At 44.3% G+C, this 26,582-nt stretch carries 19 protein-coding genes and 1 other RNA gene; 9 read left to right on the forward strand and 11 right to left on the reverse strand.

Annotated elements, in window-relative coordinates; translation table 11 throughout:
* Positions 1–622: 622 nt before the first annotated feature.
* The 3 genes from N4A56_RS09625 to N4A56_RS09635 are packed head-to-tail and all read right to left on the reverse strand — an operon-like array spanning position 623 to position 6,209.
* Positions 623–1,840, reverse strand: coding sequence for a restriction endonuclease subunit S (locus N4A56_RS09625; RefSeq protein WP_295546843.1), 1,218 nt, complete (start codon positions 1,838–1,840; stop codon positions 623–625).
* Between the two features lies 1 nt (position 1,841).
* Entirely contained in the window at positions 1,842–3,410 is a 1,569-nt protein-coding gene (locus tag N4A56_RS09630) for a type I restriction-modification system subunit M (RefSeq protein WP_295546846.1), read from the reverse strand.
* 18 nt (positions 3,411–3,428) lie between these two features.
* Positions 3,429–6,209 (reverse strand): type I restriction endonuclease subunit R, encoded by a 2,781-nt coding sequence (locus N4A56_RS09635; protein ID WP_295546849.1) that lies wholly within the window; start codon positions 6,207–6,209, stop codon positions 3,429–3,431.
* A gap of 435 nt (positions 6,210–6,644) precedes the next feature.
* Here N4A56_RS09635 and N4A56_RS09640 point away from each other — a divergent pair, with 435 nt between their 5' ends.
* From N4A56_RS09640 to N4A56_RS09665, 6 genes are all read left to right on the forward strand, one after another.
* A complete protein-coding gene (locus tag N4A56_RS09640; protein WP_295546852.1) occupies positions 6,645–7,217 on the forward strand; it encodes a recombinase family protein in 573 nt (190 codons plus the stop codon).
* A gap of 440 nt (positions 7,218–7,657) precedes the next feature.
* Positions 7,658–8,287 (forward strand): hypothetical protein, encoded by a 630-nt coding sequence (locus N4A56_RS09645; protein ID WP_293669394.1) that lies wholly within the window; start codon positions 7,658–7,660, stop codon positions 8,285–8,287.
* Positions 8,278–9,780, forward strand: a complete 1,503-nt coding sequence (locus N4A56_RS09650) for a hypothetical protein (protein WP_295546855.1) — start codon at positions 8,278–8,280, stop codon at positions 9,778–9,780. The genes N4A56_RS09645 and N4A56_RS09650 overlap by 10 nt, the downstream gene beginning before the upstream one ends.
* 83 nt (positions 9,781–9,863) lie before the next feature.
* On the forward strand, positions 9,864–10,631 hold the full coding sequence (locus N4A56_RS09655; protein WP_295546857.1) for a DnaB-like helicase C-terminal domain-containing protein: 768 nt from the start codon (positions 9,864–9,866) through the stop codon (positions 10,629–10,631).
* A 44-nt stretch (positions 10,632–10,675) separates the two neighbouring features.
* Positions 10,676–11,323, forward strand: a complete 648-nt coding sequence (locus N4A56_RS09660) for a phage antirepressor (RefSeq protein WP_295546859.1) — start codon at positions 10,676–10,678, stop codon at positions 11,321–11,323.
* 79 nt (positions 11,324–11,402) lie between these two features.
* The gene (locus tag N4A56_RS09665; protein WP_295546861.1) at positions 11,403–11,672 is read left to right on the forward strand and encodes a KilA-N domain-containing protein; all 270 of its coding nucleotides are present in this window, start codon (positions 11,403–11,405) and stop codon (positions 11,670–11,672) included.
* 48 nt (positions 11,673–11,720) lie between these two features.
* Here the strand turns inward: N4A56_RS09665 and N4A56_RS09670 are convergent, their stop codons facing one another.
* From N4A56_RS09670 to rfbB, 5 genes are all read right to left on the reverse strand, one after another.
* Positions 11,721–13,181 (reverse strand): site-specific integrase, encoded by a 1,461-nt coding sequence (locus N4A56_RS09670; RefSeq protein WP_295546864.1) that lies wholly within the window; start codon positions 13,179–13,181, stop codon positions 11,721–11,723.
* A gap of 110 nt (positions 13,182–13,291) precedes the next feature.
* Positions 13,292–13,651: a transfer-messenger RNA gene (gene ssrA, locus N4A56_RS09675) on the reverse strand.
* A gap of 227 nt (positions 13,652–13,878) precedes the next feature.
* On the reverse strand, positions 13,879–14,994 hold the full coding sequence (lpxB, locus tag N4A56_RS09680; RefSeq protein WP_295546866.1) for a lipid-A-disaccharide synthase: 1,116 nt from the start codon (positions 14,992–14,994) through the stop codon (positions 13,879–13,881).
* 12 nt (positions 14,995–15,006) lie between these two features.
* Positions 15,007–15,954 (reverse strand): hypothetical protein, encoded by a 948-nt coding sequence (locus tag N4A56_RS09685; RefSeq protein ID WP_293668821.1) that lies wholly within the window; start codon positions 15,952–15,954, stop codon positions 15,007–15,009.
* A gap of 359 nt (positions 15,955–16,313) precedes the next feature.
* Positions 16,314–17,336: a dTDP-glucose 4,6-dehydratase gene (gene rfbB / locus N4A56_RS09690; protein WP_295546869.1), complete on the reverse strand. Its 1,023-nt coding sequence runs from the start codon at positions 17,334–17,336 to the stop codon at positions 16,314–16,316.
* Between the two features lie 364 nt (positions 17,337–17,700).
* Here rfbB and N4A56_RS09695 point away from each other — a divergent pair, with 364 nt between their 5' ends.
* Together N4A56_RS09695 and N4A56_RS09700 are read left to right on the forward strand one after the other, a co-directional pair.
* Complete coding sequence (locus N4A56_RS09695; protein WP_295546872.1) at positions 17,701–18,483, forward strand: sirohydrochlorin cobaltochelatase; 783 nt, start codon at positions 17,701–17,703, stop codon at positions 18,481–18,483.
* Between the two features lie 23 nt (positions 18,484–18,506).
* On the forward strand, positions 18,507–19,799 hold the full coding sequence (locus N4A56_RS09700) for a hypothetical protein (RefSeq protein ID WP_295546874.1): 1,293 nt from the start codon (positions 18,507–18,509) through the stop codon (positions 19,797–19,799).
* A 597-nt stretch (positions 19,800–20,396) separates the two neighbouring features.
* Here the strand turns inward: N4A56_RS09700 and N4A56_RS09705 are convergent.
* Positions 20,397–23,009, reverse strand: coding sequence for a pitrilysin family protein (locus N4A56_RS09705; RefSeq protein ID WP_295546875.1), 2,613 nt, complete (start codon positions 23,007–23,009; stop codon positions 20,397–20,399).
* 207 nt (positions 23,010–23,216) lie between these two features.
* Between N4A56_RS09705 and N4A56_RS09710 the strand changes: the two genes are divergently transcribed.
* Positions 23,217–24,863, forward strand: a complete 1,647-nt coding sequence (locus N4A56_RS09710; RefSeq protein ID WP_295546877.1) for a hypothetical protein — start codon at positions 23,217–23,219, stop codon at positions 24,861–24,863.
* A gap of 97 nt (positions 24,864–24,960) precedes the next feature.
* Here N4A56_RS09710 and N4A56_RS09715 read toward each other — a convergent pair whose 3' ends face one another.
* Positions 24,961–25,227: a hypothetical protein gene (locus tag N4A56_RS09715; protein WP_295546880.1), complete on the reverse strand. Its 267-nt coding sequence runs from the start codon at positions 25,225–25,227 to the stop codon at positions 24,961–24,963.
* A 206-nt stretch (positions 25,228–25,433) separates the two neighbouring features.
* Positions 25,434–26,531 carry a nitronate monooxygenase gene (locus N4A56_RS09720; protein WP_293668831.1) on the reverse strand — a complete coding sequence of 366 codons (1,098 nt, stop codon included), beginning with the start codon at positions 26,529–26,531 and terminating at the stop codon, positions 25,434–25,436.
* Positions 26,532–26,582 lie beyond the last annotated feature (51 nt).

Below are 26,582 nucleotides of genomic sequence, written 5' to 3' on the forward strand. Positions count from 1 at the left end.
AAAGTATAACGTTTTTACCTCACTACATTCTGAAATGTTTGAGGGGGTAATTGGGATACCTTCACATCTTGGTATTAAGAGTCAGTCGCTAGCAAAGATTATCCACAAGGAAAAATCCAAGAGCGTGTTCTGCGAGGTGTCATTATTGGATAGCAACTATGTAGCTAGATATAATAGCACGTGTACTTGTGATGATTTCTGCAAGAAGGGCGGAGTGCTACTAGGGGCTGATGGGCTACCTTAGTAATTTTTAAATGGTATCGTGAAAAGCTTAATATTCAGGATGCGGATACTGGCTTTCCAGAGGATTCAAAGTTGGAAATAACAGGTACGAACTGATGGGAGCCATACCCTCGAATTAGGCTTGCTCAACCCATCCGCAGAATTCTGTAAGGGGCGGAATGGTATTGGGCTCATGTCACTCTGGCTCGGTGCTACGTCTTTTTAGGTGGTGTTGCAAAGAACTTCTTAATAGTACCTGCTGTGTTGTGTATAGGCGTTGGCATAAGGGGGGAGCCTTTGGAAGTGAATAAGGTGGTGCTAACAGGCAATAAAAAAGCGTCTGGTAGTAACTCATGTAGCTACAGCCAGACGCATTATGTTTTGTATGGAAATGAGGAAGCTAAACAAACATTCCTTGTAGTAAGCCTTTCTTAAATTCTTTTATAGCTTCGAGTTGCTTGTCGAGAGAGTCAATTTTTTCGTCGATGTCTGAGAGGAAGTTGGTTATTTTTTCCTGCTCTGCTAACATAGGAATTTGTATTGGCATTTCAAGAAATGTTGCAGCATGAATTCTTTTTGCTTTTCGGCTTCCGTCAGCTTTCTCACCGAATTTTTTATAGAAGTTCTTTTGAGAAATTCTTTCCAGTAAAAATGCTGGAGAAGCTAAAGGTGAAATTTCAAAACAAGGCAAATCAACAGTGGATTCATATCCGTCTAATTCTTCGGGGATGATGCCAAAAGCACAGTTTAAGAAGTCCAGTTTGCTATATATGAACTGATTTTTTTTACGGACATAGTATTGTGTGTTTTCACTACCAGCGCGTACTTCATTCTTTGCAAATACACCATTACGCCAGAGCTTAACCGTAAGTTTTCTGGCATTATCTCCGGTACTACCTTTGATTTTACTTTCAGTAAGAATGTCTCCTACCGTTTTTTCTTCCCAATCAGGAAACGCATTGCCGTCATCGTCCTTGAAACGGATTTCTTTCGAGAATAGCTTCTGCATACAGCCTTTCTTGTATTGCTGCATACATTCCTTTTGCTTTGCTAAGTTTTCAATCTTAACATCTACGTCGGACAGGAAGTTTGCAATCTTTTCTTGTTCGAGAAGGGATGGGTGAGTAATTACGAAATTCTCGACATCTGCCTTTGTTATGTTAGGGTCTTTTCGGCTACTAGCCGCTACCCGTCTCCATTTTTTTACGTTGTGGTTGAGATAAGCTAACAGGAATTGGGGGATGATTTTTTTTGTGTCGAGAGTAATTCCTGAGATAGCTTGGTTTATGGCAGCGTCAAAATTTAAAAGCCCAGTACGACCAATTTGATTAAAACCTCCATACATGGCGATTAAGACTGTTCCTTTGGGAAGTAGTGAGCATGATGTTTCTTCAAGACCAAGTTCTGTAAGTGCTTCACTTGTGCTATGAATTATGCCGTTAGTTAGGTCTAGAGTTTTTAGCCAAGGTATCCCTCCTGTCTGAGTGAAGTAGATAGCTCCTTTACTACGAGAGGGAGTGGCACCGGATTTGATTTTTCCTATCTCTTTTATTTTGCTTTTTATCCAACTGTCGTGGAAGAGTGAAAAACGAAGCGAAGGAATATTTTCTTGTCCCATGCTATTCTCCCTTACACATAAATACAGGCGCAGGAATACCAAGCTCCTGACAATTTTTCAGGATACTGCTGTCTAAGTTTGCTGTAGCAGCTTGCAGGGTGTTTAACTCTGCAACTACAGCTGCAAGGTCTACAGGCTCTTCTTCTTCAAAGGTGTCTACGTAGCGAGGAATGTTGAGGTTGTAGTCGTTTTCTGCAATTTCCTCCATTGAGGCTATGTAAGCATATTTGTCTACATCCTTACGTTCTGTGTAGGTCTCAATAATCTTTTCAATATGCTCTGGGAGAAGTTTATTTTGTGTTTTGACTTTTTCAAAGTCATTGGATGCATCAATGAACATAATGTTGTCAGACTGTTCACGGCATTTTTTGAACACAAGAATACAGGTAGGGATGCTAGTGCCAAAAAAGATGTTTGCAGGTAAGCCGATAACAGCATCGAGCCAGTTCTTTTCTGTGATGAGGTATTTGCGGATAACACCTTCAGCAGCTCCACGGAAGAGAACTCCGTGCGGCAGAACTACAGCCATGGTGCCCTTGTCGTCGAGGTGGTAGAGCATATGCTGGACAAAGGCAAAGTCTGCTTTGGTTTTTGGTGCAAGCTTACCGTACTGAGCAAAGCGTTCATCAGAAAGGAATAAGTTAGATGCTGACCATTTTGCAGAGAAAGGAGGGTTGGCAACAACTGCTTCAAACTTCTTAGAGCCATGCAGTGGGTCTTCTAACGTATCCCCTTGCTGAATGTCGAACTGGTCAAACTTAACATCGTGCAGCAGCATGTTCATTCGAGCAAGGCTGTGGGTGGTAGAGTTGTTCTCTTGTCCGTAGAAGTGTCCAACATCTACATGTCCTTCACGGGCAATACGAAGCAGCAAAGAGCCAGAGCCGCATGTTGGGTCATATGCGCTGCTGATACGTGTTTTATTCTGCGTAACGATGCGTGCGAGAATAGAACTTACTTCTTGCGGAGTGTAGAATTCTCCAGCTTTTTTGCCCGCGCCGGATGCAAATTGACCAATAAGGTATTCGTAAGCATCGCCAAGAATATCGGCTTCACTGTCTTCAATGCGGAAGTCCAGTTCTGCTAGCTTAGCAAAAATTTTGCCTATCTTTTTGTTCTTAGCTTCAACGGTCTTACCAAGTTTTACAGAGGTAAGGTCTACATCATCGAAGAGTCCCATAAAGTCGTCTTCTGAGTCTTCGCCCTGAGTAGAGTCTTCAACCTTTTTCAAAGCCTTGGAAAGGTCGTCCAGAATGAACTCGCCTTTGTCTATCTGCTCAACGAAGTGATGAAAGAGGTATTCAGGCTCAAGAAAGTAGCCAAGGATTTTGATGGATTCGTCTTTCAACGCTTCCTGTAGTTCTTCATCGCCACTTTTCCATACTTCAGTGAAGGTCATGCCATCATCTTTGAGCACTTCGTTAAGGGTGTAATCAATCTTTTCAGAAAGGAACTTAAAGAAGATGAAGCCGAGGATGTAGTTTTTAAATTCATCAGGGTTCATGCTGCCACGAAGCTCGTCAGCGATGTCCCACAATTTTTGGTGCAGCTTGCGTTGTTCAGGACTCATAATGTGTGTCTCAATGGGTTACATTTTAAATTTATCAATAAGGGCATTCAGCATAGTAAGAATGCCTTTTTTCTTTGTTCTGCGCTTGAGTAAGCCAAGTGATTCAGTGAATGCTTCATCAAGGATAGATTCATCTTTTCTACCTGAGAACTCGTATTCATCTATAAAAGCACGGAGTTTGTCTTCATGCAGATTTTCACGCTTGGCGAGAGCTTTAAGCTCTTTTTGTTTTTTCTTTTCTAAGAACTTGGCAAAGTTGGTTTCGACGTCACCTTCAAGGTTGCTGTGTTTAGCAACAAACGCTTCCACAAGCTCCTTCTTGCTCTTAAGTTCATGAGAGTCATTAATCTTTTGAATGATAAAGGCTTTGTCTTTCTCGAAGCTCTTTGAGTCTGGATCGAGTTCATTAAGCAGTGAAAGAATGTAGTCCACGTTAATGTTATCTTTACGGAGCAGCTCAATTTCAAAGTCGATGTCATCAAGGACAGAAACTTTTTCAGCTTCAGCTCTGTTCACTACTTCGTCGTACAAGTCACGGTACTTGCTGGTGTAGTCTTCAACTTCTTGTTCGGTGATTTTTACATCGTCAAAGGTGAAGTCTACAAAGGAGGCAAGGCGTGTTTTAATACGTAGCAATGCTCGGAACACTTCAATAAAGTTCTTTTTGTCCTCTTCGCTTTGAAGGTCGTCAATGGACTCAAGCGTAGGGTAGGCTCCCTTTACCATCTCAATGAGCCTATTGAACTCTTCAAGGTGCTCTTCATAACTTTTCATGAGGACTTCTTCTAGCGGGCTTTTGTCAGAGAAAAGCGTTACCGCTGTGTCTACAGCCTTTTTAATAGGGCGGTAGCATACGACGTTACCGTGCTTTTTCTGTTCATTATACAAGCGGTTAGTGCGACTAAATGCCTGAATAAGCCCGTGGTGCTTGAGGTTCTTGTCTACATAAAGAGTGTTGAGCGTCTTGCTGTCAAAGCCCGTGAGGAACATATTGACCACAATAAGAATGTCAATTTGTTTTTCCTTCACACGTCTCGCTACGTCGATGTAGTAAGAGTTGAAGCTGTTCTCTTTGCCGCTGGTGGTGCTGAAGTTTGTGCCGAACTGGGTGTTGTAGTCCTGCATAAAGGATTCAAGCATGTCCCGCGAGCTTTGTGTCTTTTCTTCCCCAGCATATTCTTCAGGGTCTTCATTTGCTCCAAAAGAGAAGATAGTAGCGATAGTAAGGTCATGCTTATGCTTCTTGAACTCTTCGTAGTACTTAATGAGCACAGGAATACTTTTAACAGCAAAGATAGCAGTGAAGTTGCGGTCAAACGTTTTTCGACTGTGATTTGAGAGGATGTGGTCGGTTACAAGGCTGATACGTTCAGGAGCTTGGAAAATTTCCTCAGTATCAATTGCTTCTACTTCAGCATCGCTGTCGTCTGCGCTTTCGTTTTGCTTGAACGTCTTGATGTATTCAACACAGAAGCCGAGCACGTTCTCGTCTGAGATAGCATCCTGAATAATGTACTTATGAAGGCACTCGCCAAACAGAGATTTGGTTGTGTTCTGGCGGTGTCCGTCTTTATCCACTAAGCCGCCACTAGAGGCGTTTTCAGCGAAGATAGGTGTGCCTGTGAAGCCGTAGCACTGATGATTGGTAAAGAATTTTGTAATGGCTGTGTGCATGTCACCAAACTGAGAACGGTGGCATTCGTCAAAGATGAAAACAACACGCTTCTCTTTAACGCACTGTAGCACTTTGCTATGGCGTTCTGCGGAAATAGCACGGGTAAGCTTTTGAATGGTTGTAACAATAACTTTTTGTTCTGAGCCAAGGTGCTTAACAAGGCTGGACGTATTCTCAGAGCCAGACACAGAACCGTCTGAGAAGTGGTTAAACTCTTTTGTCGTCTGGTAGTCGAGGTCTTTACGGTCTACAACAAATACGACCTTATCTACTGTGCCTTTCTCTGCAAGTAGCTGGGCAGTCTTAAACGATGTAAGAGTCTTTCCTGAGCCTGTAGTGTGCCATATATAGCCGTTCTGTGCTGCTGCATCTACACTTTCAGAGATGGCTTCTGCTGCATAGAACTGGTACGGACGAAGCACCATAAGGCAGCGGTCTTGCTGGTGTAGCACAATGTACTTGGCAATCATCTTGGAGAGGTGGCAGCGTTCTAAGAAGCTATCTGCAAAATCAGAGAGGTTGTTAACTGAAGTGTTTTCTTCATCTGTCCAAGCGAATATTTGCTTGCTGCTCATGGACTTGTTGTTTGCAAAGTAGCGTGTATTGACTCCGTTGCTAACAACAAAAATTTGGATGTAGGCAAAAAGTGACTTTTCGTAGGAATCTTTTTTGTAACGACAAATCTGGTTGAACGCTTCTTTGATTTCCTTGCCACGGCGTTTAAGCTCAACTTGAACAAGCGGTAGCCCATTAATAAGAATAGTTACGTCGTACCTGTTCTCGTATCTGCCAGCGTGGTTGGTCACTTGGTTAGTCACTTGGAAGCGGTTTTTGCACCACTCCTCGCAGTCTAAGAACTCGATATAGATAGTCTCGTTGTCACGGTGTAGCTCAAACTTATCTCGAAGTTTTAAAGCCTTCTTGAACGTACCGCCACCATCAAGGTGGGTAAGAATGCGTTTGAACTCTTCGTTCGTGAGAGAAACGTTATTGTGCTTTTCAAGCTGCTCTTTGAAATTAGCTTCAAGAGCGTCAAGGTCGGGAATGGTGACTTGCTCATACCCACAGGAAGAAAGCTGTGCGATGAGATTCTTTTCTAATGCTGCTTCTGATTGCGTACTCATACGAATCCTACATAGTTATAACTGATATAATTAAGAGAACGCAGGCAGATTTACAGGCAGCTAAGGCTTTGTCAAATATTGTGATTGAAAAATAGTAAAAATTTCTTTTGGGTTATACGTATAAGAACTGCCGCCAAATCTCCCCCATGCGGTGTCTACTGTCCTTGGCAGGGTAAATCTAATTGTGTCTTGAGGTCAGCGTGAGCATATGCTGAATCTTTTTTTGTAATAAGGAGGGTAGAGGGAAATTAGACGGGAAGGGACATTTGGGTTCGGTTGGCTAGTGAAAGCTGTCAGGGCAACCTACACCCTGCCTTGACACTTCATGGTTGACACTTTTCATATCTATACGTGTCCAACTCACGTTGTCAAAATGCCAGTTTGACATTTTTTGTCAAAGGTCATAGATGTTGCCTTGACACTTTGGAGGTAGTCATGAGTCACCACATTGCATACATTCGAGTTAGCTCTATTTCACAGAATACAGAACGCCAGCTAGATGGGCTTGAGTTTGACGCTACATTTGAGGAGAAGGTTAGCGCGAAGGATACAAAGCGACCAAAGCTTAAAGAATGCCTTGAGTATCTCAGAAAAGGGGATACGCTACATGTCCACAGCATTGACCGTCTTGCACGAAACCTTCAAGACTTACTCTCTCTCCTCAATTCGCTGCTAGACAAGGGCGTGACCGTAGAGTTCCATAAAGAAGGATTAAAGTTCACTGGCAAGAACGACCATATGCAAAATCTTCAGCTACAGATTATTGGCGCGGTAGCTCAGTTTGAGCGAGAGCTGATTAAAGAACGTCAGCGAGAAGGTATCGAGTTAGCAAAACGTGCAGGAAAATATAAGAAGCCAAAACCTAAGGCTCTGACAGATAAACAAGTCATGGATATTATGTCACGAAAGGCTTCTGGAGAATCAATAGCCTCGCTAGCCCGTGAATATGGGGTTTCAAGGCAAACCATCTACACAAGTCTCAACCGTGCAGATTTAAACGGCAGTTAGCACAAAGGAAAACACTCTATCCTTTTAATAAGGTCGCAACAATGTTTGACATCAGGCAGAACTAAGCCAAGATACATGTAACCACCTATTTCCCCTAGCTATTTGAGGGTGAGACATTTTTTTACTAAATTTTAGTTCCGGAAAAGTTACGGGAAATGCACCGCATCACTCGTCCGTGAGTACGAAGTATCGAGGTAGACCATCTACATAAACCTAAGCAGAACTTACTGGATTAGCAATACATACTCTCTCATCAATCTTGGTGGGAGAGTATTTTTGTGCCTATACACACGCTAGATTCTAGACCTAGTGGAAATGCTTTCATGAGTTTGCAATGAATCTTTTAGTCGTGTTACAGCCGTTAGATTCTCTGCCCTGATTTATGTCCCTGCTTTTGTCTGCTGGGGGTCGGGGTGAATAACTATAGCTATGGACACACTATGTCATCAACAAACACTGACACCGCAACCATGGAAGGGCGTCTTTTTCGAAATGCAATGCGTGGCTGTATCAACTGTGGGGCTGAGCGTTCTGGATTCTCTAAGTACTGCGACAGATGTAAAGGACTTATGTACCGATGGGGGCACACCTCAGGACGCGCTTTAGAATGCTCTGAGTACACAAAAGAAAGGGATTACACACTAAACCTCATAAAGCAGAACTACGAGCAGCACGAAGGACTACAGCAGTCTGTCAAGATGGTAGACACTTGGCTTGAAAGAGGAGCCTTTCCATTATTAGCCAACCACTCAGCAGAAGGAGTAGACGGGCGAAGCTTGTTTACAGAGCTTGCTGCGGTCTACACGTTTCACGCTGTTAACCCTGTAGCACGTAACTTTATGGGAGGATGGGAGGCTCTATACATTCAGTTAGCACAAAGAGCCATCGCAATGGTTCCCAAGTCTAAGCGAGCTTGCTGGGCTACCCCTCCAAAGAAACGTGACCTCGGCTACGCTTTCTTTATCTACCTTAAACCTATTTTCATGAACATTGCTTCAAGCTATGGAGAAAGTCTTCGCAAGCAGGCAACACTTAAAACGCAGATGGAGGAGCCGTTTTCATGTGTGTAGCTCAGGTTGAGACAAGCGAGGAATACGCAAAGCGTGTAGCTAAAGCCAAAGACCTGCACCGCTCGTTTCCTTTGATGAAAACCTTATGGAGTGAATCCGACGAGGTGCGACAGCTAACAGAAGTCTTGCTAGAACAAGTTCGAACAGTGAAAGCTCGCAAGCGATTTAAAAAGGATAGCTACGAGAACAACCTCATTGTCCTGATTGGCAACCTAGTTAAAGCTTATACGTATGATAACATGTGGGTTGCCTATTCAAGGTCGCCTAGAGGCTACAGAGATGCTCAACGATACAATCCTGCAAATGTCTCACGCAACATGGCACAACTCACTACAGACCTTGTGGAACTTGGCTACTTAAGACAAGAAATTGGCACAGAGGTAGGGTTTCAAAAATACTGCTCACGGGGAAAGGCTACCTCTAAGCTCTTAGCATTATGGAAGTCCTACGGAATAACCTACGACCTATTTCATGAACATCCAGAAAGTGAGCTTCTACTTCTCAAGAACTTTAAGACCAAGCAGCCACTCTATGTCGACTATGAAGAAACTAGCGAAACGCAAGCTATGCGTAACAATCTGATAGAAATCAACAACTACATCGAAAAGCAAAACATCTCCTTAAACATCAGTGACGATACATTCGAAGAGATGATTAAAGGGATGGAAGAAAAGGAAGAGAAGAAGAAAGGCTTTATTTCATGCAGAGCTAAAGTTGCTTTTGATAGAATTCGCCTTAAGCGCATTTTTAACAACTGTACCTTCAATCACGGAGGTAGGTTCTACCATGCGTGGTGGCTTGAAGTCCCTAAAGAGTACCGAAAGCATATCACCATTAATGGACATGAGACTAGAGAGATTGATTACTCCACTCTACATCCTAGCATCCTATATGCTTGGAAAGGGTTATCTACTCCTACTGCCCCGTATGGAATAAGTGGTTATGGCAAAAGACTACGTCCTGCTATCAAGCTTGCAATGCTTATTATGCTCAATGCTAACTCTCGCCAAGCGACACTTAAAGCAATACGCAACAAGCTTAAAGACACCTTCGAAGAGTTCGAAGACTCCCAAATGGTTCGTAAACTTCATGACGCTATCAAAAAAACTCATGCTCCAATTGCAGAGTATTTCAACTCAGGCATCGGGGTCGAGCTACAGCGTATTGATTCAGACATAGCGGAACGTGTAATGATGAGGCTCAATGGACTACGCCCCACGGTAGCTCTACCTGTACATGATAGTTTCATAGTTCCAGCATATGCTGAAGAGTTTGCAAAGCAGGTTATGCTTGAAGAGTTTGAACGAGAATTGAAACAAACAACTCAGGTAGATTCGAAGATTGATAAGAAGACGAAGGCTATTCGCAATGAGCTTAAGAGTGGCACGCTTCGCATTCCTACTACCCTCGACATTGGAAGTATGATTGATAGTGGTGATAGTAGGTGGATATGGGAGATAGATATGGAGGAGGGGGAGGGTATGGCTATATAATAGGTATACTCTATGTCATTACCGGACTATTTAAGAAGCTGTCCGTAAAAGGCTCTCAGGGAATTTCCTTGGGAGCTTTTTGTTTGGGTGAACTCTGGATGTTCACAGCAGGTTCTGGCATCGGTAAATCCACAGTAGTCAATGAGATTGGCTACGACCTCCTTATGAGGCACGGTGTAAAGCTCGGCATTATGGCTCTCGAAGAATCGGTGAGAGACTCTGCTGACCGCTACATCGGAATCCAATTAAACAAGCGTGTAGGTCTTACACGTAACGGCATCTCTCAAGACCAGTACAAGAAAGCATGGAAGACTTCTCTCGGTAACGGGAAGGTATGGCTCTTTGACCATTGGGGTTCGACTGACATTGATAACCTCATGGCAAAGCTACGCTACATGCTTGTAGGTCTTGGTGTAGACTTCCTTATCCTCGACCATATCAGCATCGTAGTATCCGATCTCGATACCATTGGCGAAGGCGAACGTAGGATGCTCGACGTTCTTATGACTCGTCTACGCTCCCTTGTAGAAGAGACAGGGAAGACCATCATTGCCATTACACACCTCAAGCGTTCCGACAAGAAATACAACGAAGGTGGTCAAGTATCCCTTACCGACCTACGAGGCTCTGCTTCTATCGAGCAGTTGTCAGATGTTGTTGTGGCTCTTGAACGTGACCAGCAGGGAGAGAACCCAAACCAAGCAGTAATCAGAACATTGAAGTCTCGACCTACTGGACGAACGGGACTCGCTGACACCATTCAATACAACCCTGATACGGGTAGATTACTACCTGTGGATGAGGAAGCCCTCCAACACTTCGAGAGGGAAACAGATAACGACGACTTCTAAGGGAGGCTCATTAACGTGGGTCTCTCTTTTTTAATGGAGAATTTATGAACGAGATTATGAAGAGCTTTGAACACGAATACTTTGGAGAAATTAGAACCCTCACTAAGGAGGGTGAACCTTGGTTCGTGGCGAAGGATGTGGCGTTAGTACTTGGGTATAGCAATCCTCATGATGCAATCCGAAGGTTCTGTAAAGGGGTGAGCGAAACACGCACCCCTACAGCCAAGGGTATGCAAACAATGAAGATAATCCCTGAACGAGACCTCTATCGTCTCATTATGCGCTCCCGCCTACCTCAAGCAGAACGCTTCGAAGAATGGGTAGTAGGCGAAGTACTCCCGTCCATCCGTAAGCACGGTGGCTACCTCACTCCTCAGAAACTCGATGAAGTTCTGGACGACCCCGACACTCTCATCAAGCTTGCTACGAACCTGAAGATAGAACGCCAAAGGAGACTTGAAGCAGAAGCCCAACGACTCGCAACGGAGTCACAGCTTGAAGCCGTTCAGCCTAAAGTAGAATTCGCAGAAGCTCTTGAAGTATCCGAAGATACCATTCTTGTACGAGAATTGGCGAAGCTTATTCAGCAGACTACCGGATACAAGACGGGTGGGAACAGGTTCTATAGGTGGCTTAGGGATAATGGGTATCCAGAACTACTTCCAGACTGGAGGGCAGAATGCTCAAGTTAAAGGAAGCCTTAGTAGCCTTCTTAATATCCTTTACCACAGCCTTAGCACTCTTCTTTATTTGTAGAATTTGGAGCTAACAATGAAAAGACAAGTTGAACTCACCTTCAATGGTATTACGGCTCTTATCGAATCAGACGATGAGGGCTTTTTTAATCTTAAAGATATCTGGAAAAGTTTTAAGCTCCCAGATTCAAAGCGTCCTCAGAACTGGCGTGATGAAATGAGACGAGTCTTAGAGAATGACGCAAAATTGCGTCATTATGGAAAGGGTAGAAATTCGAAGTTGTTGGCTGACGAAGATGCAGTCTACGCCTACGCCGGATGGGTACAACCTGAGTTTGCCTTTTGAAGAAACGAGTCAATTAAAGCTAGGGATTCGGTTCTGCTTGCGTATGGCTCATATGTCAAATCTTAGGCTAGTTAAATCGAGTTCTTCATCAAAAGTAATGAACTGTGTAACTGTCTTGTACAACGTGCTCACTTTGAACTCATTGCCGTAACGTTTGTACGTCTGGCTGTTCGGCAGGTCATGCCCCATCACATAGTGCAGGCACACTTCCTCTACACCTTGCCCAAGCTTCTGTTTCAAGTGGTCAATCACGGTATGTCTGAAGCTGTGGAAGTCTTTTTTATCTGTGCCTATACCACTGTCAATACCGCACTTGCGGCGGTAGCCAATGTTTCTACTTGCCTTACCATCTCCGTTAAACCAGCGAGAAATACGTTGTCCGTAGCCGTCCCTATGAGGTGTAATTTCAGGGAATAGGCGGTCATGTCCTTCAGAGCGTAGTTTCTCTACGTACTGTGGAAGGCGTAGCTTCTCTGTGAGGAACGGATGTAGCGGAACTCTACGAGCTGCGGTGTCGTTCTTCAGCTTTTTGTCAGGCGTGTTTAGGTTGTTGCTTATGAGCCAGATACCGTCCTCTTGGTAGATGTCATCTAAATGCAGTTGCGCTATTTCATTCACTCTCATGCCTGTGAAGAGGGCTATGAGAGGTGACCAGAACTGGAATGGTTTAGCGTGTGTTCCCTCTCTATACTGTTCAGAGTGTAAGAGCTTCTTTAGCTCCTCAGTCGTGTATGAGCCACGTTCTTCACTAGCCTTCTGTTTCTTTTTAAACGCTTTGTTAGCGGCATAGTTTTCTTTCACGTAACCGTGTCTTTGAGCGTAGGAGAGCAAGCCTGAGAGCTTGCCTAGATGTTTGTTAGCAGTGGTTAGAGACATCGGAGTGCAGTTCATATTCAATAGTTGCTTAATACTTTTGCCACGGTACTTCACGACCTTTCCACGGTTTGCAGGTAGCTTAAGTAAGGCTTCCTTGTAGCTGTTAACAAGGTCATGGTTAATCTCACTACAGGCTACTTTTTCTCCTGCGAAGTCGAGGAAGAGTTGCAGGTTTGCTCTAGCTTCCTGAGCTGATTTCTCTGTCCAGTTCTCACGCTCGTTTTCGGCACAGAACTTATGTACTACGTCTTTCAGCAAGATGCCTTTGGGTTTCTTAGGCTTAGCTTTAGGACGTTGTACAATGGTTGTAGGTGTAGGAAAGAAGGCATTAGAATCCGCTACAGGTGCAATGAGCGAGGCGGCGGGGGGAAGTTTCGCTAGCAGTTGGTCTATATATGACTTCAGAGAATTTTTTATCTGATTTTTATCGACGCTGCTTTGAGAGAGCCGAGTCTGCTCAAAGAGTAAAGACGTTGCGGCGGCAAGTCTCTTAGCTACACGTTTAGCATCTCGTTTACGGATAGTGCCAAGTGAGTAGCGCATCTCTCTGATGCCAAAAACAGGACGTAGGTCTAGTGGAATAGTTCTTCTGAAGTAGTGTGCTGAGGCTGTTTGAAAGAGATAATTAGCCACTTGAGGTGCTCCCAAAATGTACTAGAAATGTACTAAAAATACATTTTGGGGCTACTTATAGATACGCAAAAAGCCCTAACCACCAAGGATGATTAAGGCTTTCTTTAGCTTGGTGGAGGCGGCGAGAATCGAACTCGCGTCCGAGAATGGTCCACTCGAAGCTTCTACAGGTTTAGTTCTGGATTAATTTATCTTACCGTACGCTTTGCCCCAGAACAGGCGACGTAAAGCCAGTTCGCTGTATAAGTTTCGCCTCAGTTGCAGCAAACGCCTACTGAAACTAGTCGGATAGGGTTTTGTCATTCTCTAAGTCTATCTGACGTCAACAAAGAGAACGTGACAGTCAATTAAGCTGCCATTGCGTATTCGTAATCGTTTGCAATTACTTTAGTGCCGCTTTTTACGAGGCCAGCGGCGCCTCGACCTGCAACTCCGGTTTCTTCTATCCCCGTCGAAACCAGTGCGCCCCCATGATTTGGGAGTATCTGCTTTACGTGAGTTAACACTGAAAACAGATAGTTTAGTGTGCGTGACGATGTGTTTTTTGTAAACTAAATTTCGTCACGCAGGCGAAGTGTTTACGCCTTTTCATGTGCATCTGCAAGCACAAAGTATTGTATTTCTATGCTCACTGATTATATCAGGCTCTTTTCTTACTATAATACAGTATTTCGAGTTGTCGAGAAGACGCCGCAAACTATTTTGATAAATCTTCAATAATGAGTTTTGCTGCCCTGTTAGCTGCTCCGGGTTTTCCTACTTTAGAACGGAGCACTTCCAAATCTTTGCGAATAGCGTCGAGTTTACCGGTAGTGTTAATCCAAGCCAGAGCGCGTTGTGCCACAACATCGCCATTTGCGTCTTCCTGCAATAATTCTGGAAAAACTTCGCGGTTCATAATCAAGTTTGGAAGTCCAACATATGGAACTTTTATGATTTTAGTACCCAGGAAAAACGTTAATTTCGAAAGCTGATACGTGATGAGCGTTGGAGTGCCGACCAGTGCGGATTCCAGTGTAACTGTGCCTGATGCCGCGATGAGCATGAGACAGCTCCGCATGAATGAGTAACGGTTTTCTGGTGAATGAATTTGTAATGGAACAGGTGAGGTCCATAACTCACGCAATCGTTCTTGTGAAATCCCCGGAGCTTGAATGCAATGAAATTCTAGCTCGGGATTTTCTTGAACCATAATCGATGCCGCTTGGGAGAATTGGGGCATTAATGCCTCTATCTCTTTTTTGCGGCTACCGGGTAAGATACCGATTTTGTTCTTTTCAGGGGTGATGTGGTCGATTGATGCCCAGTCAATCACATCCACAAGCGGGTTGCCTATGTAGTCAATCTCCATGTTGAACTGCCGGTAGAATTCAACTTCGAATGGAAGAATAGAAAATAATCTCTTAACGTGTTTGGCAATAAATTTGGCTCTACCTGTGCGCCATGCCCAAAGCTTTGGCGAAATGTAATAGTAGACAGGGATGCCAAGATTGTATGCGTATTTAGCAACACGAAAGTTGAACTCGGGCGCATCGATAAGGATAACAGCATCCGGCTTGCGTTGAGCTAGCTCGTGCTTGATTTTGCGAAGCATTTTTAAAATATCGAACAACTTGCCAAAGACTTCTGTAAATCCCATGACGGAAAGGTCTTCAACACGTAGCACAGCATCCAGACCTTTGGCGCGCATTTCCTGCCCGCCCATTCCACAAAACTCGGTGTCAGGCGCAATGGCAGCAATGGCTTCCATAAGCTTTCCACCATGCAAGTCGCCGGAAGTTTCTCCAGCGTTGATCCATATTTTTTTTCCCATCAATAATCCTTGTTAATCCACTTCAGCGGCAGCATTTGCTGGCTCATTAGAGTAAAAACGCATCATTATTCCGACAAAAAGAAGCGCAAAAAGTAGGCGTGTCCAAAATGTTCCACCCATATGTGCGCCAAGAAGCATCATTAATAATGTATCTTCGATAAGAGCGTGTGCAAGCCCCATGAGTGTGAGCGATGCAAAGACATCTCTTTTGGATAACGCACCGGATTTTACTTCGTGAATAATCAGCCCGCCACCATACGTAATGCCGAGCGAAAGTCCAAGAACAGTGAGCGTGGCAGCGTTTTTACCAATACCTATTGCTTCCAGAACAGGTTTGAGCACGTTGTTAAGTTTTTCTGTTATGCCATAATATGTGAGCAAACGCATTACAGCAAACAGTGTGAGAATAATGAAGAAAAGGTAGAGCAGGTTGTTTGCTTCGTTGAGTGCCCATGGAATAATGCCAGCGTCCGGCATTTGTGGTTCCCAAAGGATTTTGCTCGGTTCAGCCAATAAACCGGTTTTTGAGAAAACAAAATGCATTGTAAAGCCGATTAAAAATGCAGAGAGCATGCGAACTGTAAATTGACCGATCATGGACACACCGCATTTTTGGGCAACTTTGCATTCTACAGGAAGGGAGTGTGCGATGAGCATCATTGTTGCCAGTGTTGTAATTTGTGCAACGCTCAATGGATCCATTGTTGGCACCATTGATATGTAGACAATGAGTCCGCTGTACAAGTTAACAATAATAGAAGTTGCCCACACAAGCCCCATTTCAGCAGGAAGTCCTGCAATACTCATAATCGGTTTGAGCGGTACCGCGAGGTATTGTATGAGATCAAGCTCCTGAAGCAGCTTAACAATAATAATGACTGGAATCATAACCTTATACAAATCAAGGCTGGCGGAAACAGCGTCTTTTACGAGTGTTTTGCATGAATTAACAAGGTTCACAGCAGTATCCTTTCAACTGAATCAAAAAGGTGGGTGAGAAGAAATTGAAATGACAAAAGAGGGCATGTCTCAAAATCAAAAAATTGTTGCTGGAAAACTGGTTGTAATGGCAGATGACATGCACGCCTCAAAAAAAATTATCGAAGTATCCAACACGTGTTTTATGGCTACAGAGTGAGTAAATACTCGCATGTGGTGCGTCAAGAAGGAATCGTAAAAAGAAAAAAGTTGCCTACTCAACATATTGCGAGAACACCTAATAGAAGGACTAGGTGTCACCTATCGGAATAAGTACGCCACTGGAATATTGATAGTTCGTTTTCCAGTGGCGTGCTTGTAATTGTCGTAAGTCTAGAACGTTATGTATCGCCATACCATTTTTTCATAAATTCGCGGTACGCGCCTGACTGAACATCTTGCAACCAGTTAGTATTGTTGCGGTACCAATCCAAAGTTTCAGCAATACCGCGTTCAAAGGAATATTCAGGCTCGTATCCAAGCTCTTTTTGGGCAAGCGAGTAGTTCATGGCGTATCGCTTGTCATGCCCCGGGCGATCTTTGACAAAAGTAATCAGGTCTTCAGATTTCCCAAGGTCACCTAAAATAGTGCGGATAACATCAAGATTTGTGCGTTCAGCATTGCCACCAAAATTATATGCCTTGCCAGCCTTTCCCTTCATAAGGGTGAGGTGCACGCCTTTGCAATGGTCAGAAACATGAATCCAGTCGCGGATGTTCATGCCCGTACCGTATACAGGTAGTGGCTTGTCAGCAGATGCAAGGCTGAACATTAATGGAATAAGCTTTTCTGGAAATTGATACGGACCGTAGTTGTTGGAGCAGCGTGTAATGGAAACATTGTATCCGTACGTACGGTAAAATGCATAGGCAAGCATGTCCGCTGATGCTTTGGAAGCAGAATATGGGCTACTAGGATGAAGCGGTGTTTCTTCGGTGAAAGCTGGATCGTCAAGGGAGAGATCGCCGTAGACTTCATCTGTGGAAACGTGAACAAAGCGCTCAATGCCTGCTTTGCGTGCCGCTGTCAGCAGTACCTGTGTTCCCATGACATTAGTCGTAATAAACGGAGAAGGGTCATTGATGGAGCGGTCTACATGAGATTCAGCTGCAAAGTTGATAACAGCATCAATGTCGTATTTTTCAAAGATAGTGTGAATTGCGTCTGCGTCTGCGATGTCTGCATGCTCGAAGAAGTAGCGACTGCCGCCGAATTCTTTTTCAATAGACTGTAAATTTAAAAGGTTTCCCGCGTAGGTGAGCTTATCTATGTTGATGACATTGATGTCATTGAAAGTATTAAAGATATAGTGGATGTAGTTTGAGCCGATGAAGCCGCAACCGCCCGTAACGAGTAAGTTCATAAAAGAAACCTCTTAAAGGAAGAATAAAATTTGTGCTGTTGTAACGAGAGATACAATCAAGGTCAAATTAGAAGATGAATGTATAAAAATATAAAATTTCAAGGTAGATAGTGTGGTATTCTTATGATGATGCTTCAAGGTGGTGGTTGCGACTCAATTGTTTTTTACAATTGGTTGCTATGCGTGTTGTTTCCTATGAGTACCAACTAGGAGCAATTACGGATAATCTTGCTAATTGCGCGTAGATTAGATATTTTCTTTTGTTCAAGTTTATTTATTTTGATTTGTTACTTTCAGCTTCTGGCAACGTGTATCCTATTTTCGTTGTTTCCATTCACCACCAGACTTAATTCGGCGTGTGTATATGAAAAAAGGTATTTTACTTGTGGCATTTGGCGCTAATAATTTGCAGGCGCATCAAACTCTACGCCTGCTTGATGAGCGGGTGCGCATGCGTTTTGAGGGAGTAAATGTCCGCCTTGCTTTTACTTCAGAGCTTATTCGCGACCGCCTTGCTGCTCAACGAGTCAAACGAGACTCTGTTGTGAAGGCACTGGAGAAGATGGCTTTTGAAAATTATACGCATATTGCAGTGCAATCATTGCATATTATTCCGGGTGTGGAATATGAAGATTTATGCGCACATGCCAATGCGCTTGTTGAGTCTGGGCGGTTACAAAACGTGTGTGTAGGTGCGCCGCTGTTGGATTCCGAAGAGGATATAACACAAGTTGTATCCGCCATTATGCAACATTTGCCGCCAAGCCGTAAGCCGGAAGAGGGTGTTGTGTTTATGGGGCATGGTTCTTCTCACGAGGGGGATTCTTGTTACGATGCTGTGTATCAGAAGCTGCAACAAATAGATCCGAATATTTTTCTGGGAACTATGGACGGAAATCATACGTTGGAACATATCTTACCAGAGTTGAAGCGTAGAGAGCTAAAACGCGTCTGGTTGATGCCGTTTTTATCTGTGGTGGGACGCCATGCACGTAATGATATGGCTGGCAGTGACGACGATTCATGGAAATCACAAATCGAAGCAGCGGGTATCCGCTGTACTCCGATGGTATTGGGCTTGGCTGAGTATCCTGCATTTGTGGATATTTGGCTAAACCATTTGGAAGCAACATTAATACGATTGTAATGTGGCATAATTGAGAGGGTGACATGGTGAGTAAAAGAGTGTTGGCAAGCGTATGCATGGCAACATTACTAATAGGAACTCAGGCTGTAGCAGAAAATACGGGGGTAGATTCTGCTGTAAACAGCACTGTAAATACGACTGCGGTTATAGAAGAAGATTTAAATACAGAAGCATCGCAGATACAACTTATTGAGCAGGCAATTCGTGATGTAGAAGCACAATTGCAAAACGAAAAAAAGCACAGTTCAAAGATTTCGTACAAGGCTAGTAAAGAAAGCAAGAGACCTGCCAAAAAAATTTCTACTCCCGTGTTGAGTAAAGTTTCGTCTTCTTTTCAGTATCAAGGACAGCATGCTACAGCGCAGAGTCAGGGGCGTGTGCGGACTGTGGACAGTCGTCCAGCATTGTATAGTGGGGGGATAGAACTTTCAGAAAATTTACCTGATACCCCGCTGACGTTCGACGATAATTTTCATTTTGATACGGTCGCATCGTACGAGCCTGGGTTCATACAAGAATTCCCAAATGGCGCTGTTAACTGGCTTTCAGGCGTAGTTACTGCCAGAGGCGAAAGCTTTTCAACAGGACTTGAGGTAAGTAGCCGTCAGGCACGTCTTAAAACAGTCCGTGCTGCGACCATTGAAGCTCGGAAAAATTTGTTCGAAATTTTAAGTAAGATACCTGTGACGGACACCTTGCGTGTGCGTAATATCTTGCGTTCTGACGAAGAAGCTATGCAGTTTATTCGTGGTGACATGCAGAACTCACGGGTCATGTTCTCCCGTTTTACAAAAGAAGGGAACGCGACTGTTACCGTAAGTATAAAACTGCGCGATATGCTTCTTGAAAAGCTTATTAGCAAACATGTTTCTTTTCACCGTGTGAGTGATAATCCGTACTCGGCTGTTAACGCTGTAGCTGAGTCTATAGAAAAGGCTGGTTCAGCTGAATCAAACACGGCAATGGCACAGCCCACTGCATATACAGGGTTGTTGGTTGACGCTCGTGAAGTTGGGATAACCCCTGCGATTACCGTCAACATTGTTGATGAAAAAGGACAGGTGCTGTACAGCCCTCGTGTTGTTAACCGTGCCGTAGCGCTGAGAAACGGTATGGTAGAATATGCAGGAACATGGGAAGAGGGCATTGCTTCCAAGCGTAGCTCTTCTAACCCGCTGGTCTTGAAAGCGCTTAGAGCCAAAGGCAAAGCGCGGAGCAATATTGTGATTTCTGAAGAGCAAGCGGCGTTGCTTCGACAGATTAACAATGCAAATAAGTTCCTTGAAGAAGGGCGTGTCGTTGTTGTCTGTAACTAGCTAGCAACGTTTGTTTGTGCTTTTATTGTTTCCGACGGGCAGGGAGATAATCCCCCTGCCCCCCTATTATTCGAGGCAAACCGTTCTTTTGATCTCATATTCGGCTTAGTCGCCATGTGGCTTTTATCGGTTTAGCGTGTGATGCGAATAGAGAGTTTGCTTTTGCGTAAGCATCACACCCTTAATCGGGTCAAGGGGGATTCCCCCTTGCGGATGCAAGGCAGCGCCTGCCCCTCGGAGAGCCGCCGGAGGCATATATTAGGTCTGTGAACAGGTAAGCTAGCGGTGCTTTTTTTGGCTCCGACGGGCAGGGAGATAATCTCCCGCACCCCTATTATTCGAGGCAAGCCGTTCTTTTGATCTCATATTCGGTTCAGTCGCCATGTAGCTTTTATCGGTTTGGCGTGTGATGCGAATAGAGAGTTTGCTTTCGCGTAAGCATCATACCCTTAATCGGGTCAAGGGGGATTCCCCCTTGCGGATGCAAGGCAGCGCCTGCCCCTCGGAGAGCCGCCGGAGGCAATCAAAAAAATAACAAAAAAGCGGGTGAATCATAACGATTCACCCGCTTTTTATTTGAAGTAAGTGGTGTGGAAACTACGGTGCGACGCGCAGAATGTATGCACTATCCGGCTTGAGATATTTTTTTGCAATCTCTTGAACATCTGCCGGAGTAAGCTTTTGTGCCTGCTCTACGATGTCCTTGTTGTAGCTCAACGGCAAGTTTGCTGTTGCCAGCCCTGCTGCTTCGGAACTGCGGCTGCCGAGGCTTTGATGCCCACGGTAGTACTGCCCGCGCATAAGGTTTTGTCCACGCTTAATCTGTTCTTCGGAAAGAGGGTTTTCTTGAATCTCTTTAATGATTCTGCGGAACCCTTCCATTGCGGCTTCTTCTTTTTCTGGCTCTGTGCCTATGTAGAAATAGGTAAAGCCGGTGATGGTAGACTGCCAGCTGGATGCGGTAACTGTGTAACCAAGACCATGTTTGTCACGCAGATCGTTAAAAAGTAAACCGCTTTGTCCTGCCAGAATAGTCTGCATAAGCTCAAGACCGGCAGTATCTTTGTCGGTAAGTGGCACTGTTTTGAAAATCATAAACAGGTGTGCCTGATTTCGATCTTTGAGCGAAATAGACTTAGTACGATCTGTATTCCATGTAGGAACGAATTTTTCAGGACGTTTTTCGGTTGGCTTCGGCAATTGTTTTGCAAACTCGATAATTGCGTCACGGTCAAATTCACCAGCAACTGCCATAGTCCACGGCATGGCTTTTTGCTTTTGCCAGAACTCTTCGACATTATCTTTCGTGAATTTTTCTACCTGTGCTGGAATACCTGCATGGTAGTAGCTGTATATAGAGTCGGTAAACAGGAATGGGAAAAGGTTGCGTGTTGCCAAACCAAGAGGTTGGTCTTCACGTAATTTGATTCCTGCAACTTGATCTGTTTTTTCACGATCAACTTCTTCATCAGCTAACGCAGGGTTCTGCACCATCTGTGAGAAGAGTTTTAGAATGTCACCAGAGAAACGTGCTGGGTAGCGGGCGCTTACAGAAAATGTTCTTCTGCTTGCTGAGGCTCCAATGGATGCGGCGCGGTCTGCAAGGTATTCTTCAATGGCAGGGGCATCCATAGAACCTGTGCCTTTTGTAAGAACGCGTGCTGAAAGAACGGATAATCCTTCCTGACCTTTTTCAATAAGACTGTCGCCGCCCATAAAGTCCATATCAATGGCAACATACGGTAGCGTGCTGTCAGGGATAAGAATAAGCTGACGCCCTTCGCCAAGATCAATCACTTCTCTTTTGCCAGCAATGTCTTCTTCAACAGCCTGTTTTTTAGCTGTAGCTTCCGGTGCCCATATCTTTACTACCTGTGCTGTGAGTGCTGTTTCACTTACCGTGTTGCCGTGTGGGGCAAGTACAGTAGCTTGCAGGCGCTCAGGCTTCAGATAGGTATCAATAAGCTTTTGCAGCTGCTCGTGGTTAACATTCTGTATTTCTTCAAGGTAGTTTTCTTCACCTTGTTCTCCGTCGAAGAAGAACTCGAACATACCAATTTTTGAAGTAAGACCGGAGAGAGTTTCTTTAGCGCGGAAGAGTGAGTCTTCAAGGTTAAGACGCACACGAGCGATGTCTTCATCCGTGAATTCAGAGGCTTTGAGGGTGCTTAAATCTTTGAGTAACTCAGCCCAGAATTCATCAACGTTATCGGCATCAAGTACCGCTGTAATGTAGATAAGACCGGCGCGCTCGAAAGAATAGGCGGAAGCGGAAATGGAATCCACAAGCTGTTTTTCATACTGATATTTGCGATAGAAAGGAGATGTTTTATCGCCGCCCAAAAGCTGAGCCAGCATGTCGATGCCCGTAGTATTTACGTCATCAAAGCCAGGGATAGGAAATGAGACACCGAGGTAGACTTTATTCCATTTTCCTTCAACAACCTGCACGGTAGGACCGGTTATATCCAGCTTGTTAATATCAACAACGGCTGGCGGTACTACGTTAGCAGTGTTTTCAAGGTTGCCGTAAAGTTTTTCAGCTTCAGCGAGTACAGCGTCTTTATCAATATCACCGCACACTACCAGCAGCATTTGCTGTGGCTGATAATGTTTTTTGATATAGTTTTTAATATCTTCACTAGTAAAAGAATTAATAGTGTCGCGATATCCGATAATAGGCCATGCATAGGTGGTGCCTTTCATGGTCTGTTGTTGCAGCTTTTTGAAAAGAAGACCAAACGGACTGTCTTCGCCGCGCTCAAGTTCAGCAATAATAACTTTTTTTTCTGACTCAAGTTCTTTTGGATCGATTGTGGCAAAAAATGCCTGATCGCGCAGAACGGAGAGTCCAGTTTTCCATGCGTCAGCGGGTAAATCTGCAATGTAAACAGTGTAGTCAAAGCTAGTAGCAGCGTTAAGGTAGCCACCTAGTTCTTCAATACTTGCAGCGATTTCGCCCTTTGCATAATTTTTAGTGCCTTTAAAAACCATATGTTCAAGCACGTGACTGATACCGGCTTCTCTCGGCTCTTCGTAGCCGGAACCAGCATGCACATACAGTCTTGTGGAGACGAGCGGGAATCGTTTGTCTTCCTGAATCAAAACTGTAAGACCATTTTTAAGTTTAGTCACCGTTGCCGCAGATGCTGCGGTTGCAGTGCACATCATAACTACTCCACAAAAAAGAATAAGAAGTCGTTTGAACATTCCATGCCTCCTAAATTGCCTAAGCAAAAAACATGTTCAACGGATAGTGTACGCATTGGTTTCAATTTGGCAAGGAGAACCATCGGTTGTGACATACAGGTTATAGTGGGGCTACGCAAGTTGTGTGTACATTGAGTTGATAACAGGGTATAGTACCCCGACCTATCGTATGCCGAAGGTATTTTTTCCATATGGAGTGATATTTGAATGCTGGATACGCTTGTTGGAACGATTCTGACAGACGCACGAACTGTACTTGAAGATTTGGATCCTTTCCTTTTGGATTTGGAAGTATCTGCCGAACGCGCAGATTCTGCACTGCTTTCTACAATTTATAATACAACCCCGTTACTTTCTAACTGCTTTAATTTGCTAGGGCTGACAGAAGCTGTCGCTCTAGTTGATTTGTTGCAGCTGGTGACCGGGGCATTCCGAAAAAAACTTTTATCACTTTCATATGTTAATATTCGTGAAGTAATCCGTGCTTTCAGTGCGCTTGTAGCCTTTCTTGATAGCGCAGATTCTGAAAAAATTTCTATTGCGACAAGTGCGTTGAACGACTTGATTGCGACCACTTGGGCAGCTGATGCAAAAAATATGTTGGCAACACATACACTGCGCGACCCGCAAGGGAAGGTAGCGTTTTCTGTTGCTGGCTATGTTTTGCAGGATGAGCTTATGCAGGAGTTTTCCTGCTATGTGCTTGAACTGGATGACAGCGGGCAATTGGCTGGCACACAGTTTACCCCGTTTTCCCTGCTACAGTTTTTGTATAAAAGTGGACAGGTGCTTGGTGTACAGTTTGCGTCACCTGAATCCGGCGTATACCTGCACGTTCTCTATGCAACTGTATTGACAGCGGAACAATTGCAAATGGTGCTTGATATACCTGAAGCATCTCTCCATCTGATTCCTTCCGCGGCATTTAATTCTCCAGAGCCAGCATGGCAGGCATCTTTTATTGCAAAACGAGGTGGAGAGCCGACTGTTGTTAATGATATTGCCGAGAAGGCGTATGTGAGTGAGCAGCAAGTAGTTCATCGTGATAATAGCGATACCTTACTGCCGAATAACTTTCATGAGCCTACAATTACTGAGCCATATAAAAAAGAAGCACCATTGCCATCACAAGCTGGCACACTTGATACCCACGAAAGCGAACAAAAAGCTGAGCCTGAACAAGCTCAGAACATGCAGCATGGGGTTGAAGTCGTTGATAGCAGTAAGGGGACTGCACAGCTTTCTCAGTCTATCGATTCTGCCGGTCCCGTTAGTGGGAGTGATAAATTTTCTCAGCTTGAAGCGGAGCTTGAAGGTGAGTTGTTTGAAGAAGCTCTTTCTGCTGGAATTCTTGCTCGGTCACTTGATAAGGCACAGCAAGAGTTACCTGAACGGGTGGAGAGTGTCGCAGAAAAGGGTGCATCATTAAATGTTGATGCAGAAGCCGTTGTAAACGGGGGAGCTGATACCGCATCAATAGAGCAGGAGAGCGAGTTACAAATACAGACTGCTCCTGTTGCCAACATGTATGGCTTTGATTTTACGCGGAATAAAAATAAAGTCGTATTGTATGTTTCAACTATTAATGATGAAGTGAAAGCAGAGCATCTGCGTGCAGCATTGCTTGAATTATTTTCAACACAGGTTGATGTCGAATTGGTATTGCGAGAATCAATTCGCGGAAATCTCGAATTATTGCAGCTGTTATTGTCAGCGGCAATGACGGCCGGATTACGCCGCCAGAAGTTTTGCGTTACCGGCGAAGCCAAGGACAGTGTGGCTTCGTTGCTGACAGGCTGCGGTATAACCGAAAATGTTTTGAAAGCCCAAGGGATAGCGAATTTTTTGGACTAGTGCATTGATGCCATAAGAAAAGGCTGCCGTTGGTCATACGCTTGCGTCCCCCGCCGAATGCGTATGTGGCAGCCTATGGAGTGGTGTCATATAACTTTTAATTGCACTCAGTGCCTTCGCTACAATAACTAAAAAGAAATTGTCCTATTTGCGTGCCCAGATGTACGCACTCAATGCCACTGAGACATTCCTTTGCTTCATCCGGCTCAATATATGTTATGAGCTTGTGTTGATGCTTGGCGAGCTGAGCAACCCAGGCGTTTTTTTCCTTATCAAAGTGGACGGACAGGTCTATGCCATGTTTCGTTATCTCTGGATAAAACGACAATATTTTCTCGCGTAAATCTTTAGGGGTAATTAACATGTGTCAGCTCCTTTTCTTACTCTAAGCATAGGTTAGAGGTTGATGCTGCACAATGTTACAGTAGTAGAATATCACCTCGAAAGGGCATGATAGGTTTGCATCACCTTTTAATGATGAGCAATTTTTGTATACGCTGATTGCAGAAAATAACGAAAAAAAGCCGTGACCAGATGGTCACGGCTTTTTCTGTTAACAGAAAGGGTGTTCTACTTTTTGATAGATAAGAATTCAGTCCGTAAAGAATCAATAAGTTTCTTAACCGGAATAATTTCTTTAATACGGTGTACGTTTGTACCGGAGAATGCGAATCCGCGAGCAAGGTTGCCTTTTTTAGCGTTGAGTAACGCTGAGGCAATGCAGTACGGGCTTTTTTCGTGTGCACAATTGTGAATGCACTCGAAGATGCATTTAAACGGTTTTTTGAGTCCCTCGCGGGAATCTTCTACAAACTTGTTTTTAAGAGCACGTCCCGGAAGTCCTACCGGGCTTCGAATAACGGTGACGTCTTCTTCTGTAGCTTCAACATACGCCTGTTTAAAACGGTCGTCAGCATCACACTCGTCTGTAGCAACAAATCTGGTACCCATCTGTACCCCTGCTGCACCCATGTCGATGAATTTTTTAATGTCTTCACCGGTATAGATGCCCCCAGCAGCGATAACTGGAATGGTTTTTCCTGATTTCTCTTCAAATTCTTTAACCGTATCGATAACTTCGCTTACTACTTGTTCAAGCGCAAACTCAGGTTTTTCGAGCTGGTCAGCTTTAAATCCAAGATGTCCACCGGCTTTGGGTCCCTCAACCACAAAAGCGTCCGGCAGGTAATCATACTTGGAAGCCCATTTTTTACAAAGAATCTTAGCAGCACGAGCTGATGAGACAATAGGTACAAGCTTAGTGTGAGCCTTTTCCTTGTGTTCGTCGTAATACTCTTTCAAGTACGCAGGTAAATCCAGCGGAAGTCCTGCACCTGAGAAGATTACGTCGATCTTTTCATCAAGAGAGGTTTTTACGAGGTCGGCAAAGTTTGTAAGAGCAACCATAATGTTTACTCCGAGCACCCCTTGGGTCATCTCTTTTGCTTTACGAATTTCTTTACGCATAGCACGGATGTTTGCTTCCATAGGGTTTTTGCCTACGTCTGGTTCTCCCATTCCGATCATTGCGCCAGCGATAACTCCGATGCCTCCCTCATTGGCAACGGCACTAGCAAGTTTGGAAAGAGAAATCCCAACGCCCATACCTCCCTGAATAATAGGAGTATTGGCAACAACGTCACCAATCTTCAAGGTAGGAAATGACATGATTCAGTCCTCCAAATGCGGCGCTTCAATTCCGCATTGTGATTATATGTA

This window comes from Halodesulfovibrio sp., assembly GCF_025210605.1.
GTDB lineage: Bacteria > Desulfobacterota > Desulfovibrionia > Desulfovibrionales > Desulfovibrionaceae > Halodesulfovibrio.

What these genes read in the sequence shown, in the direction of transcription:
- N4A56_RS09695 (WP_295546872.1), top strand. Translation starts at nt 17,701, where the DNA reads ATGAAAAAAGGTATTTTACTTGTGGCATTTGGCGCTAATAATTTGCAG.
- N4A56_RS09665 (WP_295546861.1), top strand. Translation starts at nt 11,403, where the DNA reads ATGAAAAGACAAGTTGAACTCACCTTCAATGGTATTACGGCTCTTATC.
- N4A56_RS09715 (WP_295546880.1), bottom strand. Translation starts at nt 25,227, where the DNA reads ATGTTAATTACCCCTAAAGATTTACGCGAGAAAATATTGTCGTTTTAT.
- N4A56_RS09630 (WP_295546846.1), bottom strand. Translation starts at nt 3,410, where the DNA reads ATGAGTCCTGAACAACGCAAGCTGCACCAAAAATTGTGGGACATCGCT.
- N4A56_RS09660 (WP_295546859.1), top strand. Translation starts at nt 10,676, where the DNA reads ATGAACGAGATTATGAAGAGCTTTGAACACGAATACTTTGGAGAAATT.
- N4A56_RS09705 (WP_295546875.1), bottom strand. Translation starts at nt 23,009, where the DNA reads ATGTTCAAACGACTTCTTATTCTTTTTTGTGGAGTAGTTATGATGTGC.
- lpxB (WP_295546866.1), bottom strand. Translation starts at nt 14,994, where the DNA reads ATGGGAAAAAAAATATGGATCAACGCTGGAGAAACTTCCGGCGACTTG.
- N4A56_RS09710 (WP_295546877.1), top strand. Translation starts at nt 23,217, where the DNA reads ATGCTGGATACGCTTGTTGGAACGATTCTGACAGACGCACGAACTGTA.
- N4A56_RS09700 (WP_295546874.1), top strand. Translation starts at nt 18,507, where the DNA reads ATGGTGAGTAAAAGAGTGTTGGCAAGCGTATGCATGGCAACATTACTA.
- N4A56_RS09625 (WP_295546843.1), bottom strand. Translation starts at nt 1,840, where the DNA reads ATGGGACAAGAAAATATTCCTTCGCTTCGTTTTTCACTCTTCCACGAC.
- N4A56_RS09650 (WP_295546855.1), top strand. Translation starts at nt 8,278, where the DNA reads ATGTGTGTAGCTCAGGTTGAGACAAGCGAGGAATACGCAAAGCGTGTA.
- N4A56_RS09635 (WP_295546849.1), bottom strand. Translation starts at nt 6,209, where the DNA reads ATGAGTACGCAATCAGAAGCAGCATTAGAAAAGAATCTCATCGCACAG.
- N4A56_RS09720 (WP_293668831.1), bottom strand. Translation starts at nt 26,531, where the DNA reads ATGTCATTTCCTACCTTGAAGATTGGTGACGTTGTTGCCAATACTCCT.
- N4A56_RS09640 (WP_295546852.1), top strand. Translation starts at nt 6,645, where the DNA reads ATGAGTCACCACATTGCATACATTCGAGTTAGCTCTATTTCACAGAAT.
- rfbB (WP_295546869.1), bottom strand. Translation starts at nt 17,336, where the DNA reads ATGAACTTACTCGTTACGGGCGGTTGCGGCTTCATCGGCTCAAACTAC.
- N4A56_RS09645 (WP_293669394.1), top strand. Translation starts at nt 7,658, where the DNA reads ATGTCATCAACAAACACTGACACCGCAACCATGGAAGGGCGTCTTTTT.